This is a genomic window from Nocardiopsis aegyptia, assembly GCF_013410755.1.
Classification (GTDB): Bacteria; Actinomycetota; Actinomycetes; order Streptosporangiales; family Streptosporangiaceae; genus Nocardiopsis; species Nocardiopsis aegyptia.
In genome coordinates this window covers 2,672,708-2,695,328 of the sequence record NZ_JACCFS010000001.1, presented here as the reverse complement: position 1 = coordinate 2,695,328, position 22,621 = coordinate 2,672,708, and the positions used below count along the sequence as shown (strand labels likewise).

Here is a 22,621-nt window from a genome sequence, read left to right as displayed (position 1 = left end):
CGACGTGGAAGTGACACCTCACACCTACCTCGCCGCCGATACGGGGGCGGCGACCCTGGCCGACGGCGCGGTGCTGTCGAACGCCTGGCTGCTCATCGCCCTGCCGCTCGCGGGCGCGGCGATCCTGCTGCTCGGCGGCCGGCGCACCGACGCCTGGGGGCACTGGCTGGGCGCAGCCCTCCCGGTGGCCTCCTTCGCCTGGGCGGTCGCCGTCCTGGTCGACCTGCTCGGCCGCGCCCCCGACGCGCGCAGCATCTCCGTCCCCGTCTACGAGTGGTTCGCGGTCGGCGGCTTCACCGCCGGCGTCGACCTGCTGATCGACCCCCTGTCGATCACGTTCGTCCTGCTGATCACCTTCGTCGGCTCCCTCATCCACCTCTACTCGGTCGGCTACATGGCCGAGGACCCGGGGCGGCGGCGCTTCTTCGCCTACCTCAACCTGTTCGTCGCGGCCATGCTGGTGCTGGTGCTGGCCGACAACTTCGTCCTGCTCTTCCTCGGCTGGGAGGGCGTCGGCCTGGCGTCCTACCTGCTCATCGGGTTCTGGCAGTACAAGCCGTCCGCCGCCACCGCCGCCAAGAAGGCGTTCCTGATCAACCGGGTCGGCGACATCGGCCTGCTCGTGGCGATCATGATCATGTTCTCGGTGCTGGGCGCGGTCAGTTTCAGCGACGTGTTCGCCGCGGTCCCGGCCGCCGGCGACGGCGTCCTGCTCGCGATCGGACTGCTCCTGCTCCTGGGCGCCTGCGGCAAGTCCGCGCAGCTCCCGCTCCAGGCGTGGCTGCTCGACGCGATGGAGGGCCCGACCCCGGTGTCGGCGCTCATCCACGCCGCCACCATGGTCACCGCCGGCGTGTACCTCATCGTGCGCGCCGGGCCGATCTTCGAGGGCGCCCCGGTGGCCCAGACGGCCGTCACCGTGGTCGGCGCCGCGACGATGCTCGCGGGCGGGATCATCGCCTCGGCCAAGGACGACATCAAGAAGTCCCTGGCCGGGTCCACGATGAGCCAGATCGGCATGATGGTCCTGGCCGCCGGGCTCGGCCCGGTCGGCTACGTGGCCGCCATCGCCCACCTGGTCACGCACGGCTTCTTCAAGGCCGGGCTGTTCCTGGGCGCCGGATCGGTCATGCACGCCATGAACGACGGCGTGGACATGCGCCGGTACGGGGCGCTGCGCACGAAGATGCCGATCACCTTCGCCACCTTCGGGCTCGGCTACCTCGCCATCATCGGCGTGCCGTTCCTGTCGGGCTGGTGGACCAAGGAGAGCATCATCTCCGCGTCCTTCGGGATCGGCGGCACGCAGGGCGTGGTGCTGGGCACCGCCGTCATCGTCGGCGCCGCCCTGACCGCGTTCTACATGTCGCGGATGATGTTCATGACCTTCTTCGGCGCCAAGCGCTGGGAGGAGGGCGTGCACCCGCACGAGTCGCCCACCAGCATGACCGCCCCCATGGTCGTGCTGGCCATCGGCTCGGTCGCGCTCGGCGGGTTCCTGATGCTGGGGGACCGGTTCGCGACGTTCCTCACCCCCGCCACCGGCGCGCACCCGCACCACTTCGACGTGGCGCACGCGTTCACCGCCCCCTACGGCATCGCCGCGCTGGCCGTCCTCGTCCTCGGCGTGGCCGCGGCCTGGGCGATGTACCTGCGGCGGCCGGTGGCCGCCACCGCGCCCAAGGGGAACCTCGTCACGGTCGCCGCCAGCCGGGAGCTGTACGGCAACGAGATCAACGAGGGCCTGCTCATGCGACCCGGCCAGGTCCTCACCAAGGCGCTGGTCGTGATCGAGGACAAGGTCATCGACGGCGCCGTCAACGGGCTCGGCACGAGCGTGCGCGACTCCTCGTCCGGGCTCGGCAGGGCACAGACCGGGTTCGCCCGCTCCTACGCGCTCACCATGCTCTTCGGCGCCGTCATCGTCGCCGCGACGCTGGTTGTGAGGTTCTAGACAATGTTCCCCTGGCTCACCATCGCCATCGCGCTGCCCGTCGTGGGCGCGATCCTGATCTGGGCGCTGCCACGCGCCAAGGCGCCCGCCGAGCCGGCCGTCGCGACCGCCTCGGCGCGGGCCGAGGGCGCGGGCGGAGGCACCGCCACCCGGGTCCGGCCCGCGACCGGGCCGGGCGTCGTCCCGTCGGCCGACGGGACGACCGCCAAGCGGATCGCCCTGGGCACCTCCCTGGCGACCCTGCTCGTGGTCGCCGCCATGGCGCTGCGCTTCGACACCTCGCAGGCGGGCGGCCTCCAGTTCGAGCAGGTCGTCCCCTGGATCCCGCGCTTCGGCGTCCACTACGCGGTGGGCGTCGACGGCATCGCCCTGGTGCTGATCCTGATGTCGGCGGTCCTGGTGCCGCTGGTCATCGTCGCCGCCTGGAACGAGCACGACGACCGCGAGGACGGAGGGCGCGGGTACTTCGCGCTGATCCTCGTGCTGGAGGCGATGATGGTCGGCGTCTTCGCCGCCACCGACGTCTTCCTGTTCTACGTGTTCTTCGAGGCCATGCTGATCCCGGTCTACTTCATGATCGGGCGGTACGGGCTCGGCGACGAGCGCGCCAAGGCGGCCGTGAAGTTCCTGCTGTACAGCCTCGCCGGAGGCCTGGTCATGCTGGTCGCGGTCATCGGCGTGTACGTCTACGGCGGCACGTTCCTGTGGACCGACCTGACCGACCCCGGTGGCGCGCTGGCCGCGATCGACCCGTCGACCGCGCGGTGGCTGTTCCTCGGCTTCTTCATCGCCTTCGCGATCAAGGCGCCGATGTGGCCCGTGCACACCTGGCTCCCGGACGCCGCGCAGTCCTCCCGCCCGGGCACCGCCGTCCTGCTCGTCGGCGTGCTGGACAAGGTCGGTACCTACGGGATGCTGCGCTTCTGCCTGGAGCTCTTCCCGTCCGCCGTGTCCTGGTTCGTGTGGCCGGTGGTGGCGCTGAGCCTGGTGAGCATCGTCTACGGGGCGATCCTGGCCATCGGGCAGAGCGACATGATGCGCCTGATCGCGTACACGTCGGTGTCCCACTTCGGGTTCATCACCCTGGGCATCTTCGCCCTGACCCCGCAGGCGCAGGCCGGAGCGGCGCTGTACATGGTCAACCACGGGTTCGCGACCGGTGCGCTCTTCCTGATCGTGGGCTTCCTCATCGCCCGCCAGGGCTCGGCGCGCATCGCCGACTACGGCGGCGTGCAGAAGGTCGCCCCGCGGCTGGCCGGGGCGTTCCTGGTGGTCGGTCTGGCGGGCCTGGCCCTGCCGGGCCTGGCGCCGTTCGTCAGCGAGTTCCTGGTGTTCGTGGGCGTGTACGCCTTCAGCCCGGTCCCGGCGGTACTGGCCACCGCGGGCGTGGTGCTGGCCGCGCTCTACATCCTGTGGATGTACCAGCGCACGATGGCCGGCCCCACCCCGGACCAGCTCACGGGCCTGCGTGACCTGTCCGTGCGCGAGATGTGGGCGGTCGGCCCGCTCATCGCGCTGATCATCGCGTTCGGGCTGTACCCGCAGCCGATGCTGGACGTGATCAACCCCGCCGTCGAACGGACGGTGGAGATCGTGCCCGAGGCCGGAGTGGTCGCCGACGGTGCCTCTGAGGAAGGAGACCACGAGTGATCCCCCTCATCCCCGCGCAGGCGGTGAACACGGCCGCGCAGCGCACCATCACCGAGGCCGCGCCGCAGCTGGACTGGTGGCTGCTGGCACCGCTGCTGACGGTGTTCGCGGCCGGTGTGCTGGCGGTCCTGGTCGAGGCCTTCCTGCCCCAGGGGCGGCGCCGCGGTCCGCAGATCGGCCTGGCCGTCCTGGCGCTGCTGACCACGTTCGTCCTGCTCGTCCTCCAGGTGGGCTCGGTGGGTGAGGAGGGCACCACGGTCGCGGCCGGAGCGCTGGCGGTGGACCGCACGGTCCTGTTCTTCCAGGGCACCATCACGATCCTGGCGCTGGTCAGCCTCGTGCTGATCACCGAGCGCGGGAGCGGCCGGGACGCGTTCGCCGCCCAGGCCGCCACGGTGCCCGGCAGCGAGGAGGAGCGCGCGCACATCATGGCGGGCTCCCAGCACACCGAGGTGTACCCCCTGGTGCTGTTCGCGGTGCTGGGCATGCTGATGTTCCCGGCCTCGAACGACTTCCTGACGATGTTCGTCGCCCTGGAAGTGATGAGCCTGCCGCTGTACCTGATGTGCGGGCTGGCCCGGCGCCGCCGCCTGTTCTCCCAGGAGGCGGCGGTCAAGTACTTCCTGCTGGGCGCGTTCGCCTCGGCGTTCTTCCTCTTCGGCATCGCGATGGTCTACGGCTACGCGGGGTCGGTGAACTTCGCCGCGGTCCGCGAGGCGGTGGAGGCCGGGGGAGCGCCGATCTTCGCCGACGGCGGGAACGGGGAGCCGCTCCTGCTGATGGGCGTGGGCCTGGTCGCGATCGGCCTATTGTTCAAGGTCGGCGCCGTGCCCTTCCACAACTGGAAGCCGGACGTCTACCAGGGCGCCCCGACCCCGATCACGGCCCTGATGGCCTCCTGCACGCTGGTCGCCGCGTTCGGCGCCCTGCTGCGGGTGTTCTTCGTGCCCTTCGGCGGCTCCGCGGACGTGTGGGAGCCGATGCTGTGGACGGTGGCCGTGCTCACGATGGTCGTCGCAGCGGTGGTCGCGGTCACACAGCGCGACATCAAGCGGCTGCTGGCCTACTCCTCGGTCGTGCACGCCGGATTCATCCTGACCGCCGTGGTGGCGGGCAGCACGGACGGGCTCGCGGGCGCCATGTTCTACCTGGGCGCGTACGGGTTCACCACGCTGGGCGCGTTCGCGGTGATCACCCTGGTGCGCACCAAGGACGGGGCCCAGGAGCTCAACGAGATCGACCGGTGGGCCGGACTGGGCCGCCGCCACCCGGCCCTGGCCGGGGCGCTGGCGCTGTTCCTGCTGGCGTTCGCCGGGATCCCGCTCACGAGCGGGTTCATCGGCAAGTTCGCGGTGTTCGAGGCCGCGCTGGCCGCGGGTGCGGCGCCGCTGGTGATCGTCGGTGTCCTGAGCAGCGCGGTGACGGCGTTCTTCTACGTCCGCATCATCGTGGTGATGTTCTTCCGCGACCCGGAGCACGAGGCGCCCACGGTGGTGCGCGCGGGCGTGCTCACGGGCGGGGTGATCACCCTGGGTGTGGCGGCCACGCTCGTCCTCGGCGTGTTCCCCGGCCTGGTGCTGGACCACCTCGTGCCGTCCCAGGACAGCGGACCGGAGCCGACCGCGGTGATGGTCTCGCAGGTCACAGCGGATTCCGGCGGGGAGTGACGCACTACCCGGGTGTGGCTTTGGAGGTTCAATCCGGGTCGGATACCGTGGCAAGTCGGATCATGTTCATGTGCTGAGCGTGCGGTTGGCCCTCGATGCGAGGGTCGGCCGCGCGCCCGTTCGACAGGTGGAGCTTTACGGTGAGCGGTGCTGTCCCGAGCGGGTTTCTCGCTCTGCCGAGAGTCGACCCGACCCTCGCCCGTGAGATCCTGGACGACCTGGAGAAGGTCGAGGACCTGCTGAGGGAGTCGGTGGCCTCCTCCGACCCCCTGCTCACCGAGGCCGCCTCCCACCTGCTCGCGGCGGGCGGCAAGCGGTTCCGCGCCACGCTCGTGCTGCTGGCGGGGCACTTCGGCGACCCGACCGTGCCCGACCTCATCCCGGCGGCGGCCGTGGTGGAGCTCACCCACGTGGCGACGCTCTACCACGACGACGTCATGGACGAGGCGGACCTGCGCCGCGGCGAGCCCAGCGCCAACCAGCGGTGGGGGAACAGCGTCGCCATCCTCACCGGCGACTACGTGTTCGCCCGGGCCTCGGAGATGCTCGCCGACCTGGGCACCGAGGCCGTCCGGCTCCAGGCGGCCACGTTCGGCCGACTGGTCCAGGGCCAGATCCTGGAGACCTCCGGCCCGCCGGAGGGCACCGACCCGCTCGACCACTACCTCCGGGTGATCAGCGACAAGACCGCGTCGCTCATCGCCTCCTCCGCGGAGTTCGGCGGCATGTTCGGCAAGGTCGACCCCGAGACGGTGGGCACGGTGACCCGCGCCTGCGACGCTCTGGGCATGGCCTTCCAGCTCGCCGACGACATCCTCGACGTGGCGGGCAAGACGTCGGAGTCGGGCAAGCACCAGGGCACGGACCTGCGCGAGGGCGTGCTGACGCTGCCGATGTTCTACGCGCTGCGCTCGACCGACCCCGCCGACGAGCGGTTGAAGTCGCTGCTGGGCCGGCCGCTGGACGAGGACGAGGCCGAGGAGGCCCTGGCCCTGCTGCGGGTGCACCCCGCGATGGCCGAGGCCGACGCCACCCTGCGCGGCTGGGCCGACCGGGCCCGCGCCGAACTGGCGACCCTGCCCGAGGGGCGCGCGCGGGTCGCGTTCGAGGCGCTGTGCGACTACGTGGTCGAACGCTCCGGCTGAGTCCGGACCGGACCTGAGCGAAAGGACCCCGCCACCCGTTCCGGGCGGCGGGGTCCTCGTGCGCGCGGTGGCCGCGGCGTCGCACCGTCCGTGGACGGCTCACCGCGTCCGCCGGCGGCGGACGGACCGCGACGGCGGACGGCGCCGCCCCGTGGTGCGAACGGGGCGGCGCCGCGGTGCCGACCGGGCCGGGCCGTGCCGTGGCCGTGGAGGTGGGTCAGCTGACGACGGGCAGCGCCTCGGAGCCGGGCAGCTCGGTGAAGGTCGGGTGCTGCGTGGTGCCCGGGGCGGGCGCCTGCTCCGGCGAGCCGCCCTCCACCGAGACCAGGTCGCTGGTGTCGACCTGGCCCAGCAGGTCCGTGCCCTGACCCAGGCCCGACACGAGGTCCTCGGCGGTCCCGGCCTCGGCGCCCTCGGCCACCTTCGGCAGCTCGGTGCCGGCCAGGGGGCCGTCGAGTCCTACCGGCTGGGAGGCGTCCAGGGACCCGGCGCCCTCCAGGAGCCCGCCCGTCAGGTCGGCCACCCCGGGGGTGGCGGGAGCGGACGGAGCGGCCTGCGGCAGGGTCTGGCCGTCCTCCAGGTTGCGGTTGCCGACCATGCCGAGGGCCTCGTCGATGCCGACGTCCACGTAGTTGTCGTCGGTCAGCCGGTTGGACTCGACGACGTCCTGCACCCGGTCGGGGGTCTCGACGCCGAAGACGTGCGCGAGGTCCCACATGTTCGGGGTGACGGGCTTGCCCGCGCTCTGCGGCACGACCTGGGAGGTGTTCCCCAGGGGCGACAGGGCGCTGTCCAGGTCCGCGGCGTCGCTCAGGGCCAGCGAGTTGTCGCCGGTCAGGTCGGTGACCGCGCCCAGGTCGGGCGCCTCTGCGGTGTCGGGCAGCCGGACGGCCTCGGTGGCCTGGCCCAGTTCGAGCTCCGCGGGCAGTGCCTTGGTCGCCTCGACGGTGTGCGGCAGCATCTCGGAGGCGGTCTCCTCCACGGACGCGCCGGTGCCGTGGCCCATGGCCTCCACCACGGAGCCGGCCTCCTCGGCGCTCGCTCCCATGGAGGTGCCCGAGCCCTCGGTCATGGCGCCGAGGACGGCCCCGGCCTCGTGGGAGGCCTCCTCCACGGCGGTGCCGGCCTGGTGTCCGACGGTCTCCTGGCCCAGGCCGTCCAGCCCGGTGGCGGCCTGGGTCCCGGCGACGGCGTCGGCCAGGTCGCTCGTGGGGTTGGGGACCGAGCCCAGCGGGGTCTGCACGGGGCGGCCGTCGGGCAGCGGCGCGGCCAGGTCGGGGGCGGGCTTGGCGGGGGTCGCGGACTCCTGGAGCTCGGTCAGGGCGCTGTTCGCGACCGGCCCGACACCGCCCGGGGCGAGGCTGTGCATGGTCGGGGCGACGCCCTCGACCAGGGCCCGCTCGACGGTGGGGGCGACCTCGTGCATCGGGGTGGCCATCGTGTCGGCGGTCGAGACCCCGGCGCCGAGGGCGACGAATCCGGCCGCTCCGGCGGCGAGGAGTACGGTCCGGGCGGAGGTGCGCTTGGCCTGCGTCATGGGTGTCCTTCCAGAAGGTTCGTGGATATCGGGGCGGCCTGCGCGCGGAACGCGGGAGGCCGAAGCCGGGGAGTCGAGGACCTCCGGCTGACATGAGCCACGTGAGCGGTGGGCACGGGGCTCAGGTCAGCGCCCAGAACGAGGTGCGGCGGGGCCGCGGCTGGGACGGGTCCGGGGAGGGCGGAAGGCGCGGGTGGCGTCCCTCCGGCGTCCTCCGGGCGTCCTAGTCGGGCGAGACCGTGGGGTCGTCCGTGCCGGCGGTGGGCGCCGCGCGGTGGTGGCGCGGGGCCGGGCGGAGCGCGTCCGAGCCCGGGGCCGTCAGGGGCGCACTGGTGAGGTACCCGGCGATGCCGGGGGCCGGGGCGGGCGAGGAGCCCGTGGTGGCGGCCGACGCCGTGGCGGACTGCCCGACCGGCGGCTCGGGTGAGCGCGGCGCGGGGTCGGCGTCCTGGTGGCCGCCGGCGGTGACCGCGGGCATGGCGTCGCGGGTGGACGGGCCGACGATCGCGGGGGCGCCCGCGGCGGCGGAGGCGCCCCGTTCGGCGGTGTCGGCCGCCTCGGAGCGGTCCGCGTCGTCGGCGGCCCGTTCCGACCCGGGGCCGCCGCTGCCGGCCTCCGCTCCGGCCTCGCCGGAACCGGTGGTGCCGAGGGTGCCCAGGACACTGCCGGGGCGGTGGGGCTCGTCGAGGGGCAGGGCGGGGACGGCGCCGAGTTCGTCGGTGTCGGGCAGGGCGCGGTCGGCCTCGCCGACCGCGCCGATGACCTCGGCGCCGACGTCGGCGACCGGGCGGGTCGCGCCGGTCAGGGCGCCGCCGGGTTCGGCGTGCGCGTCAGGATCGGCCTGGAGCCGCTGGTGGACGGTCTCCAGCGTGGTGGAGACGGGTTCGGCGACCTCGCCGGGAACGACTCCGCTCAGCGGGGCCGATCCGTTCGCGGCGGCCGAGGGGAGCGCGCCGACCGTGTCGCGGCCGGAGTCGGCGTGCGCCGGTGCGCCGCCCAGCAGCCACAGGGCGGCCAGCGCGGCGCCGACCAGCAGCCCGAGGCACAGCAGCGACGGCAGCCCCGGGGAGGGCGCACCCGAGCACGGGGCCGAGGCGACGCGCGTGGCGCGTGGCGTTCGGCTGGTGCGCTGCATGGATGGGCCCTCCGCGGCAGGTGCCTGGTCGGGGGAACGAGTCCCCGCTCTCGACCAAACGTTAGCACAATGTCACTGAGGGTAGTTTCGGTTCGTCCGAACGGGGAACTCAGGCCTCCGTCGCGCCGTGCTGCTGAGTGGCCTGCTCCGACCGCCGGGCGGCGGACCGGGACCGGGCGCTGCGGATCTGGTCGAAGGCGAACACGCACAGGGCCGACCACACGATCGCGAAGCCGATCCAGCGGCTCGGCGGCATCTCCTCGCCCTGGACGAGCCAGCCGATGAGGAAGATCATCGTCGGCGCGATGTACTGGAGGATCCCGATGATGGTGAGCGGCACGCGCTGGGCCGCCATCCCGAACAGCAGCAGCGGCAGCGCGGTCACGAAACCGCCGCCGATGAGCAGCGCCGTGTGGCCGGGCGAGACGGAGAACATCGTCCCCGAGCCGCCGATCTCCAGGTAGAGGACGAAGCCCAGCGCCGGCAGGAACATGATGAGGGTCTCGACGGTGAGGCTGCGCATCCCGTCCAGGTCCACGTACTTCTTCACCGCGCCGTAGGCGGCGAAGGACGAGGCCATCAGCAGGGAGAGCCAGGGCGCGGACCCGTAGGCGACCGTCATCACGACCACGGCCAGGGCACCCAGGCCGACCGCGATCCACTGGGCGGTCCGCAGGCGCTCGGAGAAGAACACCATGCCGAGGCAGACCGACATGAGCGGGTTGATGAAGTACGCGAGCGAGGCCTGGAGGGTCTGCGAGATCGAGACCGAGTAGATGAACCCCCACCAGTTGAGGGAGATCAGGGCGGCGGCCGCGGCGATCGGCAGGAAGCGCCGAGGGCTGCGGACGACGGCGGGGAGCCACGCCCACCCCCGGCCCGCGATGAGGAGGAACACGCACATGGCGAGCAGGGACCAGACCATGCGGTGGGCGAGGATCTCGGAGGGCTCGGCGGCGGAGAGGAAGGGCCAGTACAGGGCGGCGAGGCCCCACAGGAGGAAGGCGCCCGCCCCGAGGGCGACGCCGTGGTTGGATTCCGGCACGGTGTAAATGGTAGGACGAATCGGACTCTGTGTCTCCCCCGTTCTTGCGTCCGCGGATACCCTGGGTCCATGTTCGGGAGAAAAGCGACCATGGTCGATCCAGCACGCGCCCTGCCCGGCCGGGACACCCCGATGCCGGTGCACGCCGAGCACACCGTGCTGGGCACTCCGCTCACCCCGCCCTACCCGGAGGGCAGCGAGATCGCCGACGTGGCGATGGGCTGCTTCTGGGGGGCCGAACGCACCTTCTGGCGCCTGGGCGCCGAGCGCGGCGTCATCACGACCGCCGTGGGCTACGCGGGCGGGTTCACGCCCAACCCCACCTATGAGGAGGTGTGCTCCGGCCTGACCGGGCACACCGAGGTGGTCCGCGTGGTCTTCGACCCGGCCCGCATCACCTACACCGAGATCCTCAAGGTCTTCTGGGAGGGCCACGACCCCACCCAGGGCATGCGCCAGGGCAACGACGTCGGTACGCAGTACCGGTCCGCGGTCTACTACCACGACGACGCCCAGCGCGCCGCCGCCGAGGCCACCCGGGACGCCTTCCAACCGGCCCTGAGCCGGTCGGGCTACGGCGCGATCACCACGGAAATCGCCCCGCTCACGGCCTTCTACTTCGCCGAGGACTACCACCAGCAGTACCTGTCCGACGCCAAGAACCCGAACGGCTACTGCGGCATCGGCGGCACCGGCGCCAGCTGCCCGATCGGGGTCGTGACCTCGGACGACGCGGACTCTGCGCGCTCGGCCGAGTAGTACGGCCGAGCACGTGCGAGTACCCCCGCGAACGCTCGAATGATGGTTCAACGATGGCTCAACCATCATTGAATGATGGTTGGGCCCTCTGGCACGGGCCCTCAGCCCTCGAAGCCTGGCTGTGGAGCAGGGGCCGACGAAGCTGTCAGAGGTGGTCGCAGCTGCTTGTTGGGCGTGGGGTTCCCAGGAGACTGTGGGGCGGCTTGTGCCTCCCGGCCAGGCAGCTTTCCTTGGTTCGGTGCTGGGTGGACCTGTGTCTCTCGGATGCTCCCCAGCGGGTCCTCGCCTCACCTGGCAGGCGGGGCCTTCTTCGTCCACCCGAGCTGGCACACGCTGGCAAGGCAGGTTTTCTGGATGTCGCCGAGGACAAGCCGGATGAGCACGCCTTTTCCGACGGTCACTCACCTTAGAGCTCATCTCAAAAGCCACCACCCACTGCTGCCTTCCGCGGCCGTGGAGGGAACCCGCCACGGCCTGTACTTCTTCGTGCCCGACAGCTGCCTGCTTGGGTGCCCAACTGCTATTTTGTCGAAGGTGTGCTGCCCGAGCAGGAGTCTTCTGCGAATTCGAGCGACCATGTACTGACGCGGCCCGGTCCCGCGCTCCGGTCAGGCTTGGACCGCGCCGGGGCTGGAGGGCCCCATTTCTCCAGCCCCGGAATCATGCCGCGTTCGCCGGTAGACCCGGTTACGTCCGGCCCCCGAGGGGGAGCCAGGAGAATTCCCCTAGGAAGTGCGCTTCTGTGGAACTCGTCCTCGAAATATCAAAGGCAAGAGTAACTGTCTGTCCCCTGCGTACGGGAATCAGTGGGGAGGATTTAAAAGGTTGCTTGTCTGATTCGTTGCTGTAGAAAGCAAGATCGGGGTTTTTCTGTCCGTTCCCTCCTTTCCAGCTTGATATGTAACCCACACAGGAGGCGCTGCCAAGGCACATGATGTGACTGTAGATAAACCCGTCGGTCTTTGCGGAGTACTCCTTGGTGAGCGTTGTGGGGTTCTGAGGAAAATCTTCTTTTATATCGACGCGGTAGATCGACTCCCACTCCCCGAAGAGGCTGACATTGCCCTTGACCGTGAGGTCGCCGGTGGTCACGTGGCCGTCCCCGTCCAGGGAGAACCGGGCCAGACCTGGGTCGAAACCGGAAGCGTCCGGGTCGTAACCGATGTTCTCCGGAGCGAGCACGGTCAGCCCTGAAGCCGTGGTGATACGGCCGTTGAACCTGATCTGGGTTGTTTCCGTGGTGGTCTTCTCACCGCGGACGATCGCGCCGGTGGAGAGGCTGCCGTCCTCCCAGACACGGAAGTTCTCACCTATCCGCACCCCGCGGCCTTGGTTTCCGTTGAGCGCGGTGACTTCCACGGGGTGTTCACCGCCCACAAGAACCCGATCTGCTCGAACCTGGTCTGCTTGAACCTGCCCTGCTCGGGCCAGGTCCGCTCGGACCTCGGCCGCGTCGACCACCGGCCGCGACACGGAAACACCACAGGTCGCGTAGGACTTGACGGAGGTCCCCGAGGCGTCGGAGAACTCCTCGATCAGCGTGAAGACAGCGTCGTCCGACAGGGTTCCGACCAGCCACTGGTAGGAGGGGTCGGGGGTACCGGCAGCCACCACGGACCTGGGTGTGCTCTCCCCCGGAAGCCCCGCCAGTGAGTAGGCGCACCTCGGGTCCCCGTTCCACACCAGCCGGACCTTCTCGGAGGTGGTGACCCGTGGCTTCTCGGCGCGGAAGTCCAGCCTCTGGTGCGGTCGCTGCGCGGCGTCCCCACCCACTTTGGGCACCGAGAGCAGGACCCGTCGCGGTTCCGTCTCGGCGCCGGACCACTCCAGGACCTCCAGCCTGGTGGTCCCGGGCTGTCCGTTGACCCGTACCCCGGTGAGGCTGAGAGTCAGGCCCTCCCCTCCGGTCCTGGCCCCCTTGAAGGTCGCGTACTGGTACCCGGGTGTGGCGAGTACCGTCTCGGGGGTGATCGTGTCCAGGGACCAGTTCTGCGAACTGGCCGAGGGAACGGCTGCGCCCAGCGCCGGGGTCAACGCCTGGGAGGTGTCGCCGACCCGGACACCGACCATGATCCGGGTGACGTCCACGGGGTCCTGGCCTCCGTTGGAGACCACGATGTGCAGGTCCGCGCTCCCATGCGTGGTCAGCGGGGAAGGCGTGCAGACGAGTGAGTAGTCCAGGCGGGTTTCCTCGGGCATCTTCGTCCTTTCTCAGCGGGAGGAGGGGATGGGCAGTACTGCCAGGAGTCCGTTTCGCAGGGGCGGGGGCGGGGTGAACGCCGCCTGTTCGTTGGCGGGAGCGGTCGGCCACCACTTCCAGGAGCCCCCGGCTTCCGGTTCCGCCCACTCCCACGTCTGGGCGGGGCTCTCCCCGACCGGTAGAAGCACGGAGCTGCCCTTCTGGGGCGCGAGCAGCGGACCTACCCGGAAGAAGGCGGGCATCGTCGACAGCGGGGCCGCGCACCGGTCGGGGAGGCGGACCGAGACCTGCGGGAGGATCCCGGTCGTGGCGTGCACGGGGGTGTGGGCGTCCATGAGAAGGGTGAGCGTGGTCTCCGACGTGCCGTCGGCGCGCAGGAGGAGATCGTGCCCCTCCGCTGGGCGCACCCAGATACCGGGGGCGGCGTTCACACCGTGGAAGGGACCACCGGGCCGGGCGACGTCGGTGTAGCCGACGAGCCCGTCGGTGGTGCGCTCGGGCTCACCCAGACGCACCGCCCACGGGTAGGACGGGTAGGCGGCGCCGGTGCCGTGGCCGCGGCGGCTCGGCAGGATGCTGCGCCAGCTCGGGTCGAACAGTGGCGGCCCGTCGAGTTCCAGACGGAGCCTGGCCCGAACCACCGCGAGGGGGCGTCCGATCAGTTCCAGGTGGCTGTGGCCGCTGCTGTTACCCGTACTGGTCACGGCCGCCGCCGTGGTGATCTGCTGCCACAGCTCGTCGAAGTGCTGCGAGCTCTCGAGGGTACTGAGCAGGCGGAGCAGGGCGGGCCCGGGCGGTCGGGGGCCGTGGTTCTGGGGGGAACGCCAGCCGGGAGGTGTGGGAAGCTCGCCGGCGGCCGATCCCACTTCACGCAGAGGCCTGCCGTCCGCGGCGAAGGCCATGAGGGTGCGGTCCAGGTGGTTGGGCACCAGCCAACCGTGCACGGGCTGGGTCAGTCCGTGGTCGTCCACCCGTCGCCCGGGTTCGGCGGTGTCCAGCAGGTCGAAGGAGAGCCGTGCCGCTTGGAGCAGGCGCGGTTGCGTCCTGACGAACTGGTCCCGGGCACGGGGCCGCGCGGGATCCCGGCTGTCGAGCCGTTCGGAGACGTCGACGGTGACCTGGTCGCGGTTGTCGGGGGTGACCAGGGGCAGTGCCTGACCGAACCGGTCGACCAGGGTCAGCCGGGTGAACACGAAACGGGTCGACCGGGTCTGGGCCATACGGTGGACCGGCTCGGTGAAGGGCAGGGGGAGCGGGCCCAGGTCGGGCACACGGCGTACTCCGCGACCGGTGAGCGCGGCCGTTCGAGGCGGGGGCGCCGGTGCCAGCCCCGGTGTACGCAGCGCGAGCCGGTCCGTGAAACCCGTCAGCGGCTGGGCCAGCACACGCCATCGCTCGATCGAGGACGAGAACTCCTCGATGCGTGCGCGAATCGGCTCGTCGAGCTGTGGGTGCTGTTCGGCGTAGCGTGTGAGCTGGGAACGGAAGACCTTCGGCGCACCGGTGTCCACGGGCTGTCGTCCGCTCAGGACCAATGGGTCGCCTTGGTCCGGTTCGGCTTCCTCGCGCAGGTACCGGTTGCCGTCGAACCGCCAGCCGGGGTCGTCTGCGCCCGTGCACGGAACCGGGTGGACCTCCGCCTCCCATTCCAGGTACAGCGGCTGCCAGGGCGCGTGCCAGGCGGTGCCGGCCACGACGCAGCGCACGCACTGCACTTGGATGGCCACGGCGAGTTCGGGGCTCTCGGCCCAGGCCGGGGACAGATCCGGGAGGTTCTCCTCTGCCGCCTGGACGAAGCCCGGCTCCCTGGTGAACCGGCACCCCTGGGTTTCGGGGGCGGCCGGTGCGAGCTCGACGTCTGTGGTGGGCAGGGTCAGCAGGGCGACCGGGTCCGCCGCCCGGTGGAAGGCCGGTTTCTCCGAGCGCTCCACGGTCCAGGTGGAAGGGACGGCCCGGGCGCGCCGGTACTCCGCGACGGCCTGTTCCAGGGACCGGTCCGGCCCCTCCACCGGCATCTGGGAGGCCAGTCGGGTGATCCGGGCTTCGGTCTGGCGGATGCGCGCGGCCACCGTGCCCGGCCGGAGGGGGTCGAGTTCCTGGTCGAAGTCGGCCCGGTCCAGGCTTGAGGGCAGGGCGGGGCGGCCCCGGGCGAACCAGAGCGCGTAGGCCTCCCAGCGGGCAGAGGCGAGTTCGCGCCTGGCGGTGTCGAGCTGGTCCTGGAGGGAGTTGAGTTCGGCGGCCAGCTTCGCGGCCCCGGCGGCGTCCTCGTCCGCGTGGACGGTCCACCGGTGGCCTCCGGAGAAGGGGAGGAAGGCGGAGGAGAACTGGCGCTGGGCGGTGGTGAAGGCGCCGTCGGTGTCGTCCGAGGCGGGCAGGTGTCCGAATCCCAGGTGCCGCAGCGCCTCGGCCTGGTCGTGATCGAGGGCCTGGACACCGAGGGAGGGTGAGCTCAGGGCGGCGAGGAAGGCGTCGACGGCGGTCGGGCCCACCGCGATACCGACGTCGTCGGGGTCGGGTACCGCGTTCGTGCCGATTCCGGGTGACCAGGGCACGCCGTGGACGGCTCCGCCGTACACCGACCGGCCGTGCTCGGGTAGGGGCTGCCCCGGCGAGGCCAGGTGCCATCCCGCGTCCTGCAGTGCTCGGTGCAACCCCGCGTCGCTGTTGAGCGGATCGAGTCGGGGGTCGGAGTACCAGCCGACGACACCGTAGTTCAGCCGCAGGTCGGGCCCCGTCTCGCCGGGGGTGTCCAGCCCGGTGAGAGTGTCGTGGAAGGACAGCACGTCGGGGTGGTAGGGCTGGTAGGCGGTGAAGGTGGGAAGTCCGGGGCCGAGCGCGGTCAGGTGCTCGGGCAGGTCGTGTCCGGGGTCCTCCTGTCGCAGGCGCGGCCAGTCGGCCAGCCGGGCGGCCCTGCCGATCCGGGTCAGCCGCCAGCTGTCCCCGTGTCCGACGACGTAGGGCGCGCTGCCCCGCTCCGGGTGGCTGTAGTCGCTCTCCACGATCCACGCCTCCGGCGGCAGGGGGTTCCCGGCGTTGGTGCCGGTGCGGGTGACCAGCCACCGGTTGGGCACGGCGGGGAAGGTGACCGCGGTCGAGCCGGGGCCGGTGCCCGGTCGGCCGTGGCGGAGCGCGGCGGGTAGCGTCCACTGGACGTACACGCCGTCGCTGTCCTTCCTGGAACGGAACTCGGCGTCGGCGCCCGCGAAGGGTTCGTGTTCGGGGTCCAGCCGGAGCGCGGTGAGGTGGAAGTTCGGTGTCCTGCGTTCGAAGGCCGTTTCGGACCGGGTCACGGGGGTGACCGGTAGTGCGTGCACGCTGATCGGGACGTGCACCCCGTTGATCGGCTCCTGGGGGTTCATCAGTGCTGCTCCTGCGGGGGGTTGCCGAAGTACTGCCGGAAGGGGGATCGGATGAGTTGGACCGCGAGCTGGGAGGGGGTGGGCTCCGGTCCCGGGCACGCCTTGGCGGCCAGGGCGGTCAGGTTCAGGGTGCGGTCGTGTGCCGAACGCATCAGGGGAGCCAGACTCACCCTCTGCCCGGTGTCCTCCCCGTCCGGGCCGCGCACGACCGTCTGGAGGCCGTCGTCTCCCCGGGAGAAACCGAAGTGCAGGCCGTGCGCGGGTTCGGCCAACTCCACCCAGGTGACGGCGGAACCGCTGGCGAAGAGGCAGAGGAGGACGTCGTTGGCGAGGGCACGGCGGCGTACGGTGACCGGCCCGTCCGTGCCTCCGGCGTTGACGTGCAGGGTCGGCCAGTCGGCGACCAGCTGGGAGCGGATCAGCAGACCGGTGCGGTGGTCGGCTCCCGTGTCCAGCCCGGTGAGCGTGCGACCCCGCCGCACGGCTGCGGCGGTCAGCGCCTCGATGGTGCTCCGGAGACCGGAGCTGCTGGCGCTGACCTCTGCGGCACCGGTGATCAATTCCTGTACCCAGGTCTCGTCCACGTGGAAGAAGCGCAGTGTCTCGGCGGGCAGCATCCGGGGGTCGGGCACCAGGTGGCAGAAGGGTACGCCGCGCAACTGGAACAGATCGGCCGCCAGGAGTTCGGCGGCCGCTGTCACGTCGGCGGGGGAGCGGGCGGGGGCTGTGGGCGGTGCGGGCGGTTGGGCCGGGGCTGGCGCCGGGTTCTTCGTGACCGCGCGGTGCGCGTGCAGGGCCGTACCCAGGTCGCGGGCGGCACCACTGGTCAGGAGGGCGTGGAACTGCTCCTGATGGGTCCGGGGAGCGCGCGACGGTGTGCGCTGCGTTCCCCGACCTGCGGCCAGAATGTCGGCCCGGCCCAGCGCGATCGTGCGCCCCAGAGCCCGGGCGTCCGCATAGCCGAGGTCGGAGGCGGGACGTCTCCCGGTACGCGGTTGCAGGGGCCCGCCGTAGCACGGTGGTGCTCCGGCCTCCTCGTCCAGGGATGCGGGAGAGAGGTGGACGCGTACGGCCCCCGTGCGGGGCGTCTGCGCTTTCGACGTCCCGGGATCGCAGACGGGGGGAGCGCTGAACTGTCCTCCGGTGGTCCGGCACTCTCCGACGAGCCCTCGCAGTACGGCCCCGAACCCGGGGCCCGTGTCCGGGGCACAGTTGAACGACCAGGAGTGCAGGGACACCAGGCGCACGTGGGCGGGGGAGTCCGAGGTCAGGCTCTCGGCCATCGTGTGCACCCCCTCCAACGACACCAGGTGCGCGGCCTGGGCCACCGTCCCCGAGGCGGGCGCCGCGGGGAGGCGGCCGGCCACCAGCACGGCGCAGTCCTGGGGCAGTACGGACACGCCGTCGCTGTAGGGAGCGTTCGCGGTGCGTACGTGCGCGAGGTGGGCCAGGTCGCTCGGGGCGGGCAGGACACGCTGGAAGAGGGCAGTCGGGATCCGGACTGTCTGGCAGGGGGAGGCGCTCTCCTCCTCTGTGGTGCGCAGGTTCGGAACGGAGCAGGAAGTGTCGGCGAGCCAGTCGCGGACCGTGGTCCGTGTGGTGCGGCCGAGCGCTTTGGGGTCGTCGGGGAGTTCGCCGGGCCCGAAGAGCAGGAGCGCCAGCCACGGCTCGTGCCGCAAAGGCGGGTTGTCGCCCCCCGGCCCGGGGCCGAGTCCCCCTGGCTCGGGTTCGCGTTCCCAGGGCAGGGTGGGCCGGGACAGTGCCGCGTGCGGCAGCACGGTGTCGTAGGCACCGGTGGAGGCCGGCGGAGGGTAGACCCTGGCGACCAGTCCCGGGTCGAGGCGAAAGCGCGGGGCGGCGACTCGGACCGCCTGTTGCACGGACTCTTGGTGGACCTCGTCGCCGGTGGTGATCCCGTACTCGGCGGTGATCCGGTAGTCACCCGCGGACAGGGAGGGGATGGCGGCGGAGGACAGGCTCAGGGTGGCCGTGTGGTCGGACAAGACAGCGGGTCCTTCTCTAGTCCAGGAGCGGGAGGGGGGCCGTGGGCTCTGTCGTGGCGGTGAGCACCGAGGCGGGCAGGTCGATCTCCCCGACCCGTGCGGAGCCGGCCACGGTGCAGGTCAGGCCGAGGAACTGATCCTTGACCAGGCTGTGGTCGGGGCCGGTGTCGTCCGCGGAACCCCACAGCGCGGCGGGGACGGACCCGGTCGCCACGGTGGTGGTCCAGTTCGCGAGCTCCTCCTCGTTCAGGGGCCGCGGCTCTCCGCCGCTCAGCGACTCGACGGACACGGAGTGGTAGGCGCCGGTGGTCCGAACACCCATGGGGCGGACGGACACCGGTTCCGGGGCGGTCTCCGCGGCGGTGATGTTCCGGTCGCAGAAATGGGCCTGTGTGGCGGGTACCGCGCACCGCATACCGAAGGAGAAGCCGTGTGCGACCACCGTCCAGACCGACTCTCTCCCCGGTGCCCCGGTCCCCGGTGCCTCGGTGTGCAGACCTGCCAGAGGAGTGAGCATCAGGTGCTGGTCCGGCAGGAGTTTGCTGCTGAACTCCTCCCAGCTCAGACGTTGGGCCAAGGCGCCCTGGGGCGGTGCGCCGAAGTCGACGTGGAAGGAGATGACGGTCCAGTCGATGGTGACCCGGCCGCCGGTCGGCGGACCGTGCAGGTCCACCTCCACGCTGAAGTGCGCACCCACGGTGACGTCCCAGAACAGGAGGTGGAACGTGTACTCCACACCGATGCTGACCGAGACACCGACGTCGAAGTGGAACGGCGCCCAGGCGATGAGGATGTGCGCGGCCAGGTCCAACCAGGCGTGCAGACCCCCGGACCGGTAGGAGACGTTGAGGGCTCCGCCCGCCATGATGGCCCGGGGGGTCAGCGCGAAGTAGGCCTCCCCGTGGACGACCACACCGGTCGAGGGGGTCCAGTCGATCGCGACCCGGTCGACCCGGGGGTAGTGGTCGGGCACGGGGTAGCCGTCCGGGTAACCGCCGATGCTGAGCACGAAGTCCCCGCCGTGCGGGCCCGACATCCACGTGTAGAGTGCCAGCCCGCCGGTGACCCGGCAGTCCTTGGACACCACGTAGGTCTTGTCGGTCAACCGCGCCTCGGCGGAGAACAGGTGCTGCGATCGCAGGTAGCCGACGCGCAGGTCCATGTCGGCGACCGCGTAGTGGGTGGCCGGGGCTGCCCCGGGCACGTCCTTGGCGGAGGGGAAGGTGGCGTCGGCGTGCCCGATGAGGGTGATGCTCAGGTCGTCACCGAGCCCTACGGCCAGTACGGCCTCACCGCTGATCATCTCGAAGGCGGTGAAGGTCAGGCCCGCGGCGGCCCAGAACTCCCCTGCCGCGGGTACCAGCCAGGCGTCCTCGCCCTCGCCGCGCAGTTGTTCCAGCAGCGCTGTCTGGCGTTCGGTCACGGCGGAAGCAGGGTCCGGGCCGCCCTTCGGGGTCTGCCCCTCGCCTTCGGTCCCGGCCTCCGCGGGTTTGGTCTCTTCGGCCCCGGCTTCCGAGACCTCGGCCTTCGCACCCGCCGTTCCCTCGGTACCGCCGGTGTCGACCTTCGTACCCTCGGCACCGTCCTTGGTGTGCTCGGGGGCGGTGTCGGTCATGGCCGTCAGGAGGGGGAAGGAATCGATCTCGGTGATCGCGGGTACGCGCAGTCGGCTGTTGTATCCGAAGCCGCCCATGAGGCCGGTGACCACGAAGACGGGGGGTTCACCGAACTTGACGCCGAGGCGACCGATCACGTCCAGGGAGAACCATCCGGCCCTGGCGTGCTGGTAGCTGCCCACGGCCTCCAGGGAGAACTTGGTGGCCGAGACGTTGACCGTACCGCCCAGGCGCACGTCGAACTCGTCGTCGGCGGGCCAGCGCTCGAACCCGCCGCTGAGCGTCAGGGGAGGGCGGGAGTAGGCGACGGTCAGGCCGTCCAGCACCGGCTCCGGGGTGAACTGGCCCGCACGCAGTTCCGCCGGGGAGAAGCCCAGCCCCAGACCGTCCGTCTGGGCACTGAGCCCTGCGAAGGCGAGCCCGGCGTCGAACATCAGCCAGAGTTTGCGGTCGTGGTGGCCCAGCCCGATCTTGCGCAGGTCGAGAGGGCCGAGTTGGCGCCGGACGTCCTTCCACGACACCGAGGGCTTTGAGTCGCCACCGCTGGCCGTGCCTTCGCCCTCGTCAGAGGAGGCCGCGCCGGAGGAACTCTTCTGGACCGGGGAGTCGTCCGAGGTACCGGCCCCCTTCACCTCGGGGGCGTCCGCCGCGGGGATGCTTCGGGGAGCGGTGTCGGCCTCCGCGTCCGACCCGCCGCCCAGGTCCAGGCTGACACGGCTGTCGGACTTTCCGGGCAGTGTCAGGGTGAGGGACAGGCATGTGGCGGGGGTCCTGCCCTCCGACGGCTCCGGGAGAGTGAGCGTCTCCGGAAGCGCGGTGTTGATCCGCCGCACCGTCTCGGCGTCGAGCCGGGGACGGGTCAGTGTCAGGTCGGCTCGGCTCACCCCGGCGTCCAGGTCCGGGGGGATCAACTGGCCGACCATCGGGAGATGGGACGCGGTCAGGCTGGACCCCAGGCTCGCCCGGGTGAGGACAGCCAGTGCCGTGCCCGGGTTCTGGGAACCGTTTGCTGCCGGGTGGTCGAGGGCCACGGCGACGGACACCGGGTCGGAGAGCACCGCGAGGGTGAGGGTGCTGCCTCCGGGGGATTGCGTACCGGGGTGTTTGGTGTAACCCAGGGAGAGTTCCGTGACCACCGGCAGGAGTTCGTCGGGGAGGTCGGCTCCGGGGTGCAGGGCGCGGACGACCGCGCCGAGGTTGACACCGCTCTCGTCCTTCCAGGAAAGGTCGATGCGCTCCGACCCGCGGGAGGCGTCGCCCCTCCAGGTCATGGGGTGTGGGGCGCCGTCGATCGCGACCGGCAGGACCACGGTGAGATCCGCTCGTTCGGCGGCGCCCCGGGTGATGTCCAGTTCGCAGGTGCTGCCTTGGGGCAGGACGGACCAACGCCCCGAGCACCGCACGGAGAACTCGCCCTTCCCCGTGTTCGCCTCGAGGTGCAGTCCGGCCAGTTCCACGTCACCGAGCACATGACCCAGGTCGGTGTCGTGCCCGGTTCGCGCCCAGTCCTGGACGTCCGAAGGGTTCGGGCGCAGGAGCTCTCCTTGGAGGTGCCAGCCATCCTCGGTGTGTTCCAGGGTGGTGTCCACACGCAGTGCCCCGAGCAGGGCGGTGCCCTGGGCGGTCGCCCTGATCTGCTTGCCGCCTTCGCCTGCCGGGGCGCCTTCGGGTGGTGTCTCGGCAGCGTCCTTCCCCGCGGCACCTTCCCCGTTGGCGTGTACGTTCTCCCGGGTGACGGTGAAGCGCGGATCCTGGACGCCGACCCCGTTGAGGAGTTTCCAGGTGCCGGACATGTTGAGCTGTGCTGACCACGTACCGGCCCGAGCGTCGCCCGTGACCGAGGCCGAGGCCACGTCCAGGTCCGGCAACCCCTGGAAGGCGGGGAGGGCGGATTCGGACAGTCGTGTGGCGGCCGAGCCACCCGCTTCACCCGAGGGGGCGGGGGTGACCTCGATGAGGTCCGCGCCGAATTCCCCCTGGGGCAGGGTGCAGTCGGCGAAGAGGCGCAGACCGCCGAAGTCCAGCTCCCCCTTGAGCGTCACGCGGGTGGAGGGTGAGGCCCCGGAGAGGTCGATGTTGACGACGGCCCCGGGGTTACGCATGACGATCGGCTCGGGTGTCTCGAAGAGGGTCAGTGCCCGCGAGACGTCCAGGAGGAGCCCGACTGACGTGAGCTTGTGATCGTTCGGGTCGAGCTGGAGTTGGCAGGAGAGGGTGGACGTGGTGCTGGGGAAGCTCCGGTCCTCTCCGAGTGACCAGTGCGCACCGTTCCGGGCCTGGGCCGGGACGAACGGCAGGGACATGACGTCCAGGGCTGCGGAGAGGGCGAAATTCTCGCACGCGAGGACGGAGGTCTCTCCATCGTAGAGAAGTACCAGCCCGCCCGCTTCGGGAAAGCAGATGCCGATCCGCTCATGAGCGGACACCTCCTCGCCGGCAGATGTGGCGCGCACGACCGCGATCGCGTGGAATTCGTCTTCTCCGAAAAGCCCGCGGAGAAATGAGAGGTCGGTCTTTCCGTTCTTCGGTGAGGTGAATTCCCAGCCGGGAA

Annotated in this window: 12 protein-coding genes; 5 read left to right on the top strand and 7 right to left on the bottom strand. The window is 71.2% G+C overall.

Annotated features, from left to right (window positions below):
* Nucleotides 1-10: 10 nt before the first annotated feature.
* The 4 genes from nuoL to HNR10_RS11980 all read left to right on the top strand — a co-directional run bounded on the left by nuoL (nucleotide 11) and on the right by HNR10_RS11980 (nucleotide 6,416).
* On the top strand, nucleotides 11-1,954 hold the full coding sequence (gene nuoL, locus HNR10_RS11995) for an NADH-quinone oxidoreductase subunit L (protein WP_179829685.1): 1,944 nt from the start codon (nucleotides 11-13) through the stop codon (nucleotides 1,952-1,954).
* A 3-nt stretch (nucleotides 1,955-1,957) separates the two neighbouring features.
* The gene (locus tag HNR10_RS11990) at nucleotides 1,958-3,604 is read left to right on the top strand and encodes an NADH-quinone oxidoreductase subunit M (RefSeq protein WP_179823184.1); all 1,647 of its coding nucleotides are present in this window, start codon (nucleotides 1,958-1,960) and stop codon (nucleotides 3,602-3,604) included.
* On the top strand, nucleotides 3,601-5,271 hold the full coding sequence (gene nuoN, locus HNR10_RS11985; RefSeq protein WP_179823183.1) for an NADH-quinone oxidoreductase subunit NuoN: 1,671 nt from the start codon (nucleotides 3,601-3,603) through the stop codon (nucleotides 5,269-5,271). Before HNR10_RS11990 ends, nuoN begins: the two co-directional genes overlap by 4 nt.
* Nucleotides 5,272-5,411: 140 nt before the next feature.
* On the top strand, nucleotides 5,412-6,416 hold the full coding sequence (locus HNR10_RS11980; protein WP_179823182.1) for a polyprenyl synthetase family protein: 1,005 nt from the start codon (nucleotides 5,412-5,414) through the stop codon (nucleotides 6,414-6,416).
* Between the two features lie 217 nt (nucleotides 6,417-6,633).
* On the opposite strand, the gene HNR10_RS11975 is transcribed toward HNR10_RS11980, so the two are convergent.
* From HNR10_RS11975 to rarD, 3 genes are all read right to left on the bottom strand, one after another.
* The gene (locus tag HNR10_RS11975; protein ID WP_179823180.1) at nucleotides 6,634-7,953 is read right to left on the bottom strand and encodes a hypothetical protein; all 1,320 of its coding nucleotides are present in this window, start codon (nucleotides 7,951-7,953) and stop codon (nucleotides 6,634-6,636) included.
* A gap of 223 nt (nucleotides 7,954-8,176) precedes the next feature.
* Nucleotides 8,177-9,088, bottom strand: coding sequence for a hypothetical protein (locus HNR10_RS11970; protein ID WP_179823178.1), 912 nt, complete (start codon nucleotides 9,086-9,088; stop codon nucleotides 8,177-8,179).
* 109 nt (nucleotides 9,089-9,197) lie between these two features.
* Nucleotides 9,198-10,133 carry an EamA family transporter RarD gene (gene rarD, locus HNR10_RS11965; protein WP_179823176.1) on the bottom strand — a complete coding sequence of 312 codons (936 nt, stop codon included), beginning with the start codon at nucleotides 10,131-10,133 and terminating at the stop codon, nucleotides 9,198-9,200.
* Between the two features lie 69 nt (nucleotides 10,134-10,202).
* Between rarD and msrA the strand changes: the two genes are divergently transcribed.
* Nucleotides 10,203-10,892 (top strand): peptide-methionine (S)-S-oxide reductase MsrA, encoded by a 690-nt coding sequence (gene msrA, locus HNR10_RS11960; protein ID WP_179823174.1) that lies wholly within the window; start codon nucleotides 10,203-10,205, stop codon nucleotides 10,890-10,892.
* 687 nt (nucleotides 10,893-11,579) lie between these two features.
* Here the strand turns inward: msrA and HNR10_RS11955 are convergent.
* Genes HNR10_RS11955 through HNR10_RS11940 form a run of 4 tightly spaced genes read right to left on the bottom strand, consistent with a single transcriptional unit; the run spans nucleotide 11,580 to nucleotide 22,523 of the window.
* On the bottom strand, nucleotides 11,580-13,091 hold the full coding sequence (locus HNR10_RS11955; RefSeq protein WP_179823172.1) for a hypothetical protein: 1,512 nt from the start codon (nucleotides 13,089-13,091) through the stop codon (nucleotides 11,580-11,582).
* A 12-nt stretch (nucleotides 13,092-13,103) separates the two neighbouring features.
* Entirely contained in the window at nucleotides 13,104-16,451 is a 3,348-nt protein-coding gene (locus HNR10_RS11950) for a hypothetical protein (RefSeq protein WP_179823170.1), read from the bottom strand.
* Nucleotides 16,451-18,454, bottom strand: coding sequence for a hypothetical protein (locus HNR10_RS11945; RefSeq protein ID WP_179823169.1), 2,004 nt, complete (start codon nucleotides 18,452-18,454; stop codon nucleotides 16,451-16,453). Before HNR10_RS11945 ends, HNR10_RS11950 begins: the two co-directional genes overlap by 1 nt.
* A gap of 16 nt (nucleotides 18,455-18,470) precedes the next feature.
* Nucleotides 18,471-22,523, bottom strand: coding sequence for a DUF6603 domain-containing protein (locus tag HNR10_RS11940; RefSeq protein ID WP_179823168.1), 4,053 nt, complete (start codon nucleotides 22,521-22,523; stop codon nucleotides 18,471-18,473).
* Nucleotides 22,524-22,621: the final 98 nt, after the last annotated feature.

What these genes read in the sequence shown, in the direction of transcription:
- HNR10_RS11990 (WP_179823184.1), top strand. Translation starts at nt 1,958, where the DNA reads ATGTTCCCCTGGCTCACCATCGCCATCGCGCTGCCCGTCGTGGGCGCG.
- HNR10_RS11975 (WP_179823180.1), bottom strand. Translation starts at nt 7,953, where the DNA reads ATGACGCAGGCCAAGCGCACCTCCGCCCGGACCGTACTCCTCGCCGCC.
- HNR10_RS11970 (WP_179823178.1), bottom strand. Translation starts at nt 9,088, where the DNA reads ATGCAGCGCACCAGCCGAACGCCACGCGCCACGCGCGTCGCCTCGGCC.
- msrA (WP_179823174.1), top strand. Translation starts at nt 10,203, where the DNA reads ATGTTCGGGAGAAAAGCGACCATGGTCGATCCAGCACGCGCCCTGCCC.
- HNR10_RS11955 (WP_179823172.1), bottom strand. Translation starts at nt 13,091, where the DNA reads ATGCCCGAGGAAACCCGCCTGGACTACTCACTCGTCTGCACGCCTTCC.
- HNR10_RS11950 (WP_179823170.1), bottom strand. Translation starts at nt 16,451, where the DNA reads ATGAACCCCCAGGAGCCGATCAACGGGGTGCACGTCCCGATCAGCGTG.